The 11,212-nt window shown below is 65.3% G+C and carries 10 protein-coding genes; 1 reads left to right on the top strand and 9 read right to left on the bottom strand.

Annotated elements, in window-relative coordinates; all coding sequences use genetic code 11:
- Positions 1 to 70: 70 nt before the first annotated feature.
- Positions 71 to 526: a DUF721 domain-containing protein gene (locus tag KSS94_RS04930; protein WP_217841919.1), complete on the top strand. Its 456-nt coding sequence runs from the start codon at positions 71 to 73 to the stop codon at positions 524 to 526.
- A gap of 224 nt (positions 527 to 750) precedes the next feature.
- Here the strand turns inward: KSS94_RS04930 and lpxC are convergent, their stop codons facing one another.
- The 9 genes from lpxC to murD all read right to left on the bottom strand — a co-directional run bounded on the left by lpxC (position 751) and on the right by murD (position 11,208).
- Positions 751 to 1,662: a UDP-3-O-acyl-N-acetylglucosamine deacetylase gene (lpxC, locus tag KSS94_RS04925; RefSeq protein WP_217841918.1), complete on the bottom strand. Its 912-nt coding sequence runs from the start codon at positions 1,660 to 1,662 to the stop codon at positions 751 to 753.
- A gap of 114 nt (positions 1,663 to 1,776) precedes the next feature.
- Complete coding sequence (gene ftsZ / locus KSS94_RS04920) at positions 1,777 to 2,973, bottom strand: cell division protein FtsZ (RefSeq protein WP_217841917.1); 1,197 nt, start codon at positions 2,971 to 2,973, stop codon at positions 1,777 to 1,779.
- 55 nt (positions 2,974 to 3,028) lie between these two features.
- Complete coding sequence (gene ftsA, locus KSS94_RS04915) at positions 3,029 to 4,297, bottom strand: cell division protein FtsA (protein ID WP_217841916.1); 1,269 nt, start codon at positions 4,295 to 4,297, stop codon at positions 3,029 to 3,031.
- 14 nt (positions 4,298 to 4,311) lie between these two features.
- Entirely contained in the window at positions 4,312 to 5,181 is an 870-nt protein-coding gene (locus KSS94_RS04910; protein ID WP_217841915.1) for a cell division protein FtsQ/DivIB, read from the bottom strand.
- A gap of 6 nt (positions 5,182 to 5,187) precedes the next feature.
- On the bottom strand, positions 5,188 to 6,144 hold the full coding sequence (locus KSS94_RS04905; protein ID WP_217841914.1) for a D-alanine--D-alanine ligase: 957 nt from the start codon (positions 6,142 to 6,144) through the stop codon (positions 5,188 to 5,190).
- The gene (gene murC / locus KSS94_RS04900) at positions 6,141 to 7,589 is read right to left on the bottom strand and encodes a UDP-N-acetylmuramate--L-alanine ligase (protein WP_217841913.1); all 1,449 of its coding nucleotides are present in this window, start codon (positions 7,587 to 7,589) and stop codon (positions 6,141 to 6,143) included. Before murC ends, KSS94_RS04905 begins: the two co-directional genes overlap by 4 nt.
- The gene (gene murG, locus KSS94_RS04895) at positions 7,582 to 8,661 is read right to left on the bottom strand and encodes an undecaprenyldiphospho-muramoylpentapeptide beta-N-acetylglucosaminyltransferase (protein ID WP_217841912.1); all 1,080 of its coding nucleotides are present in this window, start codon (positions 8,659 to 8,661) and stop codon (positions 7,582 to 7,584) included. The genes murC and murG overlap by 8 nt, the downstream gene beginning before the upstream one ends.
- On the bottom strand, positions 8,651 to 9,865 hold the full coding sequence (gene ftsW / locus KSS94_RS04890; protein WP_369989887.1) for a putative lipid II flippase FtsW: 1,215 nt from the start codon (positions 9,863 to 9,865) through the stop codon (positions 8,651 to 8,653). Before ftsW ends, murG begins: the two co-directional genes overlap by 11 nt.
- Positions 9,862 to 11,208: a UDP-N-acetylmuramoyl-L-alanine--D-glutamate ligase gene (gene murD, locus KSS94_RS04885; RefSeq protein ID WP_217841911.1), complete on the bottom strand. Its 1,347-nt coding sequence runs from the start codon at positions 11,206 to 11,208 to the stop codon at positions 9,862 to 9,864. Before murD ends, ftsW begins: the two co-directional genes overlap by 4 nt.
- Positions 11,209 to 11,212: the final 4 nt, after the last annotated feature.

Below are 11,212 nucleotides of genomic sequence, written 5' to 3'. Positions count from 1 at the left end.
GCGTGCCCTGCCGGCGCTGGGGACTGGGCATCTGTTAGACTGCCGGTCTTGTAACCTGTCGCGAACCTCCATGGCCTACAAACCCTCCTCCGCCCACCTGCCCTCGGCCCTGCTGCGCAAGGCCCGGCCGCTGCGCCTGCTGCTGAACCAGGCCGAGCGCCTGGAACACCTGCAGCGCTTGCTGGAAAGCCAGCTACAGCCGGCGGCGCGGGAGCACTGCCATGTGGCGTCGTGGAAAGAAGGCACCTTGTTGCTGGTGGTGACCGATGGCCACTGGGCCACCCGCTTGCGCTACCAGCAAAAGCGCCTGCAACGCCAGTTGCAGGCCATGGAAGCGTTCGCCAACCTGAGCCGCATCCTGTTCAAGGTGCAGCCGCCGCTGGTGCCGGCCAAGCGCAGCGGGCACGGGCCTGAACTCTCGGAAAACGCCGCGCAGGGCATTCGCGGCTCGGCCGAAGGCATCAGCGACCCGAAGCTCAAGGCAGCGCTGGAGCGCCTGGCGGCGCATGCTCAAGCCAAGAACTGACCCCTCACCCTGGACTCAACGCAATCCCTGTAGGAGCGGCCTTGTGCCGCGATGGGCTGCGCAGCAGCCCCGGCAATTTTGCATGATGTCGAGATCCTGGGGCTGCTGCGCAGCCCATCTCGACCGGACGGCGCCCCGGCAAGGCCGCTCCTACAGGGGGATTGCGGTAGGCATAAAAAAGGCCACCCGAAGGTGGCCTCAATGAACTAGAGAGTGTTCGAACCTTACACGGCCGCAACAGGACGCATGTACGAGATCGGTGCCGTGCTGGCATCTTCGAAGGTGACCACTTCCCAGGCGTCGGTTTCTGCGATCAGCTTGCGCAGCAGCTGGTTGTTCAGCGCGTGCCCGGACTTGTAGCCCTTGAACTCGCCGATCAGGCTGTTGCCCAGCAGATAAAGGTCGCCAATGGCGTCGAGGATCTTGTGCTTGACGAATTCGTCATCGGAACGAAGGCCGTCTTCGTTGAGCACACCGGTTTCGTCGACCACGATGGCGTTCTCGACACTGCCGCCCAACGCAAGGTTGTGCTTGCGCAGGTACTCGATGTCACGCATGAAGCCGAACGTACGGGCACGGCTGACTTCCTTCACGAACGAGGTGCTGGAGAAGTCGACGACCGCGCTTTGGGTCTGGCCCTTGAGGACCGGGTGATCGAAGTCGATCTCGAAGCTCACCTTGAACCCGTCGAAAGGCAGGAAAGTGGCGCGCTTGTCGCCCTCTTCCACTGTCACTTCGCGCAGGATGCGGATGAACTTCTTCGCAGCGCCCTGCTCTTCCAGGCCTGCCGATTGAATCAGGAATACGAAGGGACCGGCGCTGCCATCCATGATCGGCACTTCCGAGGCGGAGAGCTCGACGTAGGCGTTATCGATGCCCAGGCCCGCCATGGCGGAGAGCAGATGCTCGACCGTATCGACTTTCACGTCACCGTTGACCAGCGTGGTGGACATGGTGGTCTCGCCAACATTGGCCGCGCGCGCCGGGATTTCGACCACAGGGTCGAGGTCGGCGCGACGGAAGACGATGCCGGTGTCGACAGGCGCAGGCTTGAGGGTCAGGTAGACCTTCTCCCCGGAGTGCAGGCCGACACCTGTGGCACGGATGGTATTCTTCAGGGTGCGTTGTCTAATCATGGCATTGGCCGCTTCAGCGCAAATAATGCGAACAGGTATCAACAAAGGCTGGGGATGATAACAGACCCGGCCTTTGCTGAACACCAATCACCCCTATACCCCTGATAAATTCCATCAATCGGCCTGACGGCGCAGGAAGGCTGGGATATCGAGGTAGTCCAGGTCGTCCTGAGGGTTGAGTTTAGCGGCTGCCGCAGCACCTGCATGGGCCTGGTTGCGCATCACGGTCGGGCGCTCCAGGTCACGGTAGTTGACGGCTGGCTGCTCCTGGCGCGCCGGCGCCGGATTGGACGCCTCGTAAGCCTGCTGAGCGGTCTGCAGGGTGTTGTCGACCACCTTGACCGGCTTCTCGATGCGCGCACCCAGGCCAGTAGCCACGACGGTGACGTGCAGCTCGTCGCGCATGTCCGGGTCGATCACGGTGCCGACCTTGACCATGGCGTGGTCGGAGGCGAAGGCTTCGATGATGCTACCCACGTCGGAGTACTCACCCAGCGACAGGTCCGGGCCTGCGGTGATGTTCACCAGGATGCCGCGGGCGCCCTGCAGGTTGACGTCTTCGAGCAGCGGGTTGCGGATCGCTGCCTCGGTGGCTTCGCGTGCACGGTTCGGGCCGCTGGCGCAACCGGTACCCATCATCGCCATGCCCATTTCGCTCATCACGGTACGCACGTCGGCAAAGTCGACGTTGATCATGCCTGGGCGCTTGATGATGTCGGAGATACCGCGAACGGCACCGGCCAGTACATCGTCGGCCTTGGCAAAGGCGGACAGCAGGCTTGCATCCTTGCCCAGGATGGTCAGCAGCTTCTCGTTGGGGATGGTGATCAGCGAGTCGACGCTGTCAGCCAGCATGCGGATGCCTTCATCGGCAATCTGCATGCGCTTGCGGCCCTCGAACGGGAACGGACGGGTCACCACCGCAACGGTGAGGATACCCATCTCCTTCGCCACTTCGGCGATGATCGGCGCAGCACCGGTACCGGTACCGCCGCCCATGCCGGTGGTGATGAACACCATGTTGGTGCCTTGCAGCACTTCGGCGATGCGCTCACGGTCTTCCAGCGCGGCCTGACGGCCGACTTCCGGATTCGCGCCGGCACCCAGGCCTTTGGTCACGCCGGTACCCAGCTGCAGAATGGTGCGAGCACCAATGTTCTTCAGCGCCTGGGCATCGGTGTTGGCGCAGATGAACTCGACGCCTTCGATGTTGCTTTTGACCATGTGGTTGACGGCGTTGCCGCCACCACCGCCGACACCGATCACCTTGATGACCGGGCTTTGCGGGACGTTGTCTACGAGCTCGAACATTTTCCCTCTCCTTACAGTTCTCTAGTTGTCGCGCCTACCACTACTGCTTTGAAACTCAGAAGTTGCTCTGGACCCAACGCTTGAGTCGTTCAAGCACTGGCCCCTTGGGTTCATCGCCATAGCTGTTGTTGCTGTTGCTGCTGTTGCTGATACCGGTCATGGACAGGTCCTCGGACTGCTTTTGCAGGCCGTAGGTGAGCAAGCCCACGCCGGTGGAATAGATCGGGTTGCGCACTACATCGCTCAGGCCCCGAACGCTGTGCGGCACGCCCAGGCGTACCGGCATGTGGAAGATTTCCTCGGCCAGTTCGACCGCGCCTTCCATCTTCGAGGTGCCGCCGGTCAGGACGATGCCGGCCGGCACCAGGTCCTCATAGCCGCTGCGGCGCAGTTCGGCCTGGATCAGGGTGAAGAGCTCGTCGTAACGCGGCTCCACCACTTCGGCCAGGGCCTGGCGCGACAGCTCGCGCGGTGGGCGGTCGCCCACGCTCGGCACCTTGATGGTCTCGCCGGCACCAGCCAGTTTGGCCAGGGCGCAGGCGTAGCGGATCTTGATCTCTTCGGCGTACTGCGTGGGGGTGCGCAGGGCCATGGCGATGTCGTTGGTGACCTGGTCGCCGGCGATCGGGATCACCGCGGTGTGACGGATTGCGCCTTCGGTGAAGATGGCGATGTCGGTGGTGCCGCCACCGATGTCCACCAGGCAAACGCCCAGCTCCTTCTCGTCGTCGGTCAGCACCGAGTAGGCCGAGGCCAGCTGCTCGAGGATGATGTCGTCGATTTCCAGGCCGCAGCGGCGCACGCATTTTTCGATGTTCTGCGCCGCGTTGACCGCGCAGGTGACCACGTGGACCTTGGCTTCCAGGCGCACGCCCGACATGCCCAGTGGCTCGCGCACGCCTTCCTGGTTGTCGATCACGTAGTCCTGCGGCAGGGTGTGCAGCACGCGCTGGTCGGCAGGAATGGCCACGGCCTGGGCGGCGTCGAGCACGCGCTCGAGGTCGGCCATGCTCACTTCACGGTCGCGGATGGCGACGATGCCGTGGGAGTTCAGGCTGCGGATGTGGTTGCCGGCAACGCCGACGAACGCCGAGTGGATACGGCAGCCCGCCATCAGCTGGGCCTCTTCGACGGCGCGCTGGATCGACTGCACGGTCGACTCGATGTTCACCACCACGCCCTTCTTCAGGCCGCGCGACGGGTGGGTGCCGATGCCGACGATCTCCAGGGTGCCGTCTTCGCCGACTTCGCCCACCAGCGCCACTACTTTGGATGTGCCGATGTCCAGCCCGACGATCATTTTGCCGCTATGCGCGTTTGCCATGGTCCTGCCTCTCTCTAATTCTTCGCAACGGCGGGTTGGGCCGTCGTCGGTGCATTCGGTTCCCGCCAGCCAACGGCCAGGCCATTGGAGTAACGCAGATCGATGCGGGCGATATTGGTGATCTGGTCTTTAAGCGATTTGTCGTAAATGGCAATGAAACGGCGCATCTTCTCCACCAGGTGGTCGCGCCCCAACAGCAGTTCGATGCCTGGCCCGGCGCTGCCTGCGCCAGTGGTCAGGAACCAGCTGCCACGCTCGCGCAGCTCCAGGCGAGCGATGGAAAAACCCATGGGGCGCAGCATCTGGCTCAGTACCTGATACTGCTGCATGACTTGTTGCTGCGCCCGCTGCGGCCCGAACAACTGCGGCAGGTGCTCGTAGTTGGCAAGCTCGCGCGGGGTGAAGGCCTGGCCCTGGTTGTTGAGCAAGGCCTCATCGCCCCAGCGCGCCACCGGCAGTTGTTCTTCGAGGCGGATCACCACCTCGTCCGGCCACACCCGGCGCACTTCGGCGTGGGCGATCCAGGGCATCTGCTCCAGCTCCACGCGCATGGCGGTCAGGTCGACGGTGAAGAAGCTCGCCGCCACATAGGGCGCGATACGCTGCTGCACCGCCTGCTGGCTGATGTAGCTCAAGTCGCCCTGCACGGCGATCTTGGTGATCGGCCGGTCAGCGTACGGCATCAGCCGCACCGCGCCCTCGTAGGCGCCAAAACCTGCCGCCACCAGCAGCACCGGCCACAGCAGGCGCTTGAGGCCGCCCAGGCTCGGTTTCGGCAGGCGCGCCGATACGGGCTCGTCGGCCACCAGTCGGCTGGCACCACGCGGCACCGGCTTGCTACGGCCGGTAACGGGTTGCTGCTGACGTATCATCGCGCCTTGCATGGCTGCTTAACCTCGCGTCGCTACGCTGTCGGCCAGGATCGCCAGCACCAGTTGCTGGAAGTCCAAACCGGCCGCGCGGGCCGCCATGGGCACCAGGCTATGGTCGGTCATGCCCGGTGCGGTGTTGACTTCGAGCAGCCAGAACCGGCCCTGCTCGTCCTGCATCACGTCCAGCCGCCCCCAGCCTTCGATGCCAACGGCATCGCAGGCACGCGCGGTCAGGTCGATCAGCTCTTGTTCCTTGGCACTGTCCAGGCCGCACGGGATGCGGTACTGGGTGTCATTGGCGATGTACTTGGCGTCGTAGTCGTAGAACACGTGCGGGGTACCCAGCGCGATCGGCGGCAGCACCTGGCCCCGCAGTACGGCGATGGTGAACTCCGGGCCGTGAATCCATTGCTCGACCAGAACTTGCGAATCGTAATTGGCGGCGTCTTTCCAGGCGGCGATCAGTTCCTGTTCGCTGTTCACCTTGGCCATGCCGATGCTGGAACCTTCATGGGCAGGTTTGACGATCAACGGGAAGCCCAGTTCCGTGCTGGCGGTCACACAATCGTGCTCGCTGGCCAGTACTGCGTGGCGCGGGGTCGGAATGCCCAGGCTCTGCCACACCTGCTTGGTGCGCAGCTTGTCCATGGCCAGTGCAGACGCGAGGATGCCGCTGCCGGTGTAGGGGATGCCGAGGCACTCGAGCAGGCCCTGCATGCTGCCGTCTTCACCGCCACGGCCGTGGAGGATGATGAAGGCGCGGTCGATCTTCTCGCTTTGCAGGCGGGCCAGCAGGTCATCGCCCACATCGATGCCGACCACGTCGACACCGGCGCTGGTCAGCGCGTCGATTACCGCCGCGCCGGATTTCAGCGAAACCTCACGCTCGGCGCTCTTGCCGCCGTACAGCACGGCAACGCGGCCGAAGGCCTTGACGTCGAGGGTAGAGTGCAGCTTGTCGTAGGCGCCGTTCATTGCGGCTTCTCCTGCTTGGCGCCTGCGAACAGCGGGCTTTTCATCAGTTGCGGGGCCAGCCCGCCGACATCACCGGCACCCTGGCAAATCAGGATGTCGCCGGCGCGCAGCAGTGGCTTGACCACCGGGGCGAGCTCGGTGCCACGCTCGATGTAGATCGGGTCGAGCTTGCCGCGCTGGCGGATGCTGTGGCACAGCTGGCGGCTGTCGGCACCGGGGATCGGCTCTTCGCCGGCCGGGTAGACCTCCATCAGCAGCAGCACGTTGGCATCGCCCAGCACTTGCACGAAGTCGTCGTACAGGTCGCGGGTGCGGCTGTAGCGGTGCGGCTGGTAGACGATCACCAGGCGCCGGCTCGGCCAGCCGCCACGCACGGCCTTGATCACCGCGGCCACTTCGGTCGGGTGGTGGCCGTAGTCGTCCACCAGCATCACGCTGCCGCCTTCGACTGGCAGCTCGCCGTACACCTGGAAGCGTCGACCGACGCCCTGGAAACCCGACAGGCCCTGGACGATGGCCTCGTCGCTGATGCCTTCGTCAGTGGCGATGGCGATGGTGGCCAGGGCGTTGAGCACGTTGTGGTTGCCGGGCATGTTCACCGACACTTCCAGCGGCTCGCAGTCGCGGCGCAGCACGGTGAAGTGGGTCTGCATGCCCTGCTGGCGCACGTTGATGGCGCGGATGTCGGCCTCTTCGCTGAAGCCATAGGTGACCGTCGGGCGCTTGACCTGCGGCAGGATCTCGCGCACCACAGGGTCGTCCAGGCACATCACCGCAAGGCCGTAGAACGGCAGGTTGTGCAGGAACTCGACGAAGGTCTTCTTCAGCTTGTTGAAGTCACCTTCATAGGTGGCCATGTGGTCGGCGTCGATATTGGTGACCACGGCCACCATCGGCTGCAGGTGCAGGAAGCTGGCGTCGCTTTCGTCGGCTTCGGCGATCAGGTAGCGGCTGGTACCCAGCTGAGCGTTGGTGCCAGCCGCAGTCAGGCGCCCGCCGATGACGAAGGTCGGGTCCAGGCCACCGGCGGCGAACACCGAGGCCAGCAGGCTGGTGGTGGTGGTCTTGCCGTGGGTACCGGCCACGGCCACGCCGTGGCGGTAGCGCATCAGCTCGGCGAGCATCTCGGCGCGCGGTACCACCGGGATGCGGCGCTCCAGGGCGGTGGCGACTTCCGGGTTGGCCGGGTTGATCGCGCTGGACACCACCAACACGTCGGCGGTGGCGGCGTTCTCGGCGCGGTGGCCAACGTAGATCTCGGCGCCGAAGGATTCCAGGCGCTCGGTGACCGGCGAGGCTTTAAGGTCGGAGCCGGACACTTCATAGCCCAGGTTCAGCAGCACTTCGGCGATACCGCACATGCCCACGCCGCCGATACCGACGAAGTGGATGCGGCGGATGCGGCCCATCTTGGGTTGCGGCATGGCTTTCTGGCTTTCAACCATGGGCCACCTCCAGGCAGATATCGACCACGGTGCTGGTTGCATCAGGTTTGGCCAGGCGGCGAGCAGTGCCGGCCATGGCGTTGAGTTTCTCGGGTTGCATCAGCACCTCGTTCAGGCGTTCAGCTAGCTGCGCTGCGCCAGTTGTCGCTTGTGGCATCAGGAAGGCGGCGCCTTCACGAGCCAGGTATTGGGCGTTGTGGGTCTGGTGGTCGTCGATGGCATGGGGCAAAGGCACCAGCATCGAGGGCAGGCCTGCCGCCGCCAGCTCGCTGACGGTCAGCGCACCGGCCCGGCACACCACCATGTCGGCCCAGCCATAGGCGTGGGCCATGTCCTTGATGAACGGTTCGACCTGGGCCTCGACACCGGCTTCGCGGTAACGCTCGGCGGTGGCCGGGCCGTGGTTCTTGCCAGCCTGGTGAAACACCTCGGGGCGCAGGTTGGCCGGCACTTCGGACAGGGCCTTAGGCAACAATTTGTTCAATGGTTCCGCCCCCAGGCTGCCGCCCATCACCAGCAGGCGCGCACGGCGCTCGGCCAGGGGCGCACGCTGGGCGTCCATGAACAGTTCCGCGCGCACCGGGTTGCCGGTGGCGCGCAGTTTTTCGCTGCTGGCGAAGGTGCCGGGGAAGGCCTCGCACACCCGCGCCGCCAGCGGCAGCAGCAGGCGGTTGGTGGTGCCGGCACGGGCATTCTGCTCGTGGATCACCAGCGGTACGCCGCACAGGCGCGCGGCCACGCCGCCGGGGCCTGTGACGTAACCGCCGAAGCCGACCACGCACACCGGCTTGAGCTCGCGCACGATGCGCCGCGCCTGCAGCACGGCCTTGACCAGGGTGAACGGCGCCTTGAGCAGCGACAGCTTGCCCTTGCCACGCAAGCCGCTGACCTGGATCAGGTGCAGTGGCAGGCCGGCCTGGGGCACCAGTTCGTTCTCGATGCCGCGCGGGGTGCCGAGCCAGTGCACACTGTAGCCACGGGCCTGGAACTCGCGGGCGCAGGCCAGGGCCGGGAACACGTGGCCCCCGGTGCCGCCGGCCATGATCAGTACGTTCTTGCCGTCAGCGGCCATGACTGGTCTCCTCGGCAAAATCGCTTTCGTTGAATTCGTGTTCCTCGCTGCCCAGGTGCGTGCGGCTCTCCCACTCGATGCGCAGCAACAAGCCCACGCAGGCGCAGCAGATCACCAGCGAACTGCCCCCGTAGCTCAAGAACGGCAAGGTCAGACCCTTGGTCGGCAGCAGGCCGACGTTCACCCCGATGTTGATCAGGAACTGGCCGATCCACAGGAACGCCAGGCCAAAGGCCATGTAGGCGGCGAAGAACTGCTTGGCCTTCTCGGCCCACAGGCCGATGTACAGCGCGCGCACGGTGACGAACACGAACAGCGCGATGGTCAGCAGCGAGCCGACCACGCCGAGTTCTTCGGCCAATACCGAGAACACGAAGTCGGTGTGCGCCTCGGGCAGGTAGAACTGCTTCTGCACGCTGTTGCCCAGGCCCACGCCCAGCCACTCGCCGCGGCCGAAGGCGATCAGCGCCTGGGTCAGCTGGTAGCCGGAGCCGAACTGGTCGGACCAGGGGTCGGTGAAGGTAATCAAGCGCGCCATCCGGTACGGCTGGGCCTGAACCAGGATCACCACCGAGACCACCGCCAACACCACCATCAGCGAGAAGCGGAACAACCCCACCCCGCCGAGGAACAGCATCGCCGCAGCGGCGCCCATCATCACCACGGTGGCGCCGAAGTCCGGCTCCATCAGCAGCAGGCCGGCCATCGGCAACAGCACGATGAACGGCTTGAAGAAGCCCATCCAGCTTTCGCGCACCTCGGTCTGCCGGCGTACCAGGTAGCCGGCCAGGTAAATCACCACGAAGACCTTGGCGATCTCCGAAGGCTGCACGTTGAAGAAGCTGAAGCCGATCCAGCGCATCGAACCGTTCACTTCGCGGCCAATGCCGGGGATCAGCACCATCACCAGCAGGCCGAAGGCACCGATCAGCATCAGGTAGCCCATGCGCTGCCAGGTGGCGATCGGCACCAGCATGGTCATCGCACCGGCGCCCAGGCCCAATGCCACATACACCAAGTGGCGGAACATGTGGTACAGCGGGTTGCCCGACTGCACGGCGGCCACTTCCGAGGACGCCGAGGTGATCATCACCAGGCCCAGGCCGAGCAGTGCCAGGCAACCGGCCAGCAGCGGGAAGTCGACGTCGACGCCACGGCCGCTGATCAGCGGCGAGGGGTATGGCTTGAGGATGCCGAAGATCATGCCAGCCCCTCCGCTGCCTGGGCGAACAGACGCCCGCGTTCTTCGAAGTTCTTGAACATGTCCAGGCTGGCGCAGGCCGGCGACAGCAGCACGGCATCGCCTGGCTGGGCCAGTTCGGCGCAGCGCTGCACGGCTTCATCGAGGGTTTGCACGCGCACCAGCGGCACGGCGCCGTCGAGGGTGGCAGCCAGGCGCTCGGCATCGCGGCCGAGCAGCACCACGGCGCGGCAGTGCTTGCCGGCAGGCTCGCGCAGGGCGGCGAAGTCGGCGCCCTTGCCGTCGCCGCCGGCGATCAGCACCAGTTGGCCTTCGATATCGGCGCCCAGGCCTTCGATGGCGGCCAGGGCCGCGCCGACGTTGGTGGCCTTGGAATCGTCATACCAGTTGACGCCATTGCGCTCGCGCACCCACTGGCAGCGATGGGCCAGGCCCTTGAACTCGCGCAAGGCTTCGAGCATTGGTTCGAACGCAAGGCCGGCGGCATAACCCAGGGCCAGGGCGGCCAGGGCGTTGCTCTGGTTGTGGGCACCGCGGATTTTCAGCTCACGCACCGGCATCAGCGCCTGGAATTCGTAGGCCAGGTATTTTTCGCCATCCACTTCACGCAGGCCGAAGGCCTTGAAGTCGGGCGGGTTGAGGCCAAAGCTGAAGCACGGGCGGCCTTCGACCGGCAGCGGCCGGCTGAGGGCGTCCTGGCGGTTCACCACCACCTGGCGGGCGCCGCGGAAAATGCGGTGCTTGGCCAGGTGATAGGCCGGCAGGCCGCTGTAGCGGTCCATGTGGTCTTCGCTGATGTTCAGCACGGTGGCCACTTCGGCATTGAGCTGGTCGGTGGTTTCCAGCTGGAAGCTCGACAGCTCCAGCACGTACAACTCGACCTCGTCGCTGAGCAGGTCCAGCGCCGGGGTGCCGAGGTTGCCGCCCACCGCCACGCGTTTGCCGGCCTTGGTGGCCATGTCGCCCACCAGGGTGGTGACGGTGCTCTTGGCGTTGGAGCCGCTGATCGCCACGATCGGCGCCTTGGCATGGCGGGCGAACAGCTCGATATCGCCGGACAGCGTCACGCCGCGCGCGGCGGCCTGCTGCAGGGCGGGTGTGGCCAGGGCCAGGCCCGGGCTCACGTACAGCTCGTTGGCACGACACAGGAAGTCGACGTCCAGCTCACCACAGCGCACTTCCACCTGCGGGTAATCACGGCGCAGGGTTTCCAGTTCCGGCGGCTGCTCGCGGGTGTCGGCGACCGCAAAGGCAATGCCCCGGCTCGCCAGGAAGCGAACCAGGGACATGCCGCTCTTGCCGAGGCCGACAACGATGCGGAATTGGTCGGAAGCGATCAGTGACACGCTC

Origin of the sequence: Pseudomonas fakonensis (assembly GCF_019139895.1) — a bacterium.
GTDB classification, from domain to species: domain Bacteria; phylum Pseudomonadota; class Gammaproteobacteria; order Pseudomonadales; family Pseudomonadaceae; genus Aquipseudomonas; species Aquipseudomonas fakonensis.
The sequence above is the reverse complement of the archived record's forward strand: the minus strand, read 5'-3'. Positions and strand labels throughout refer to the sequence as shown.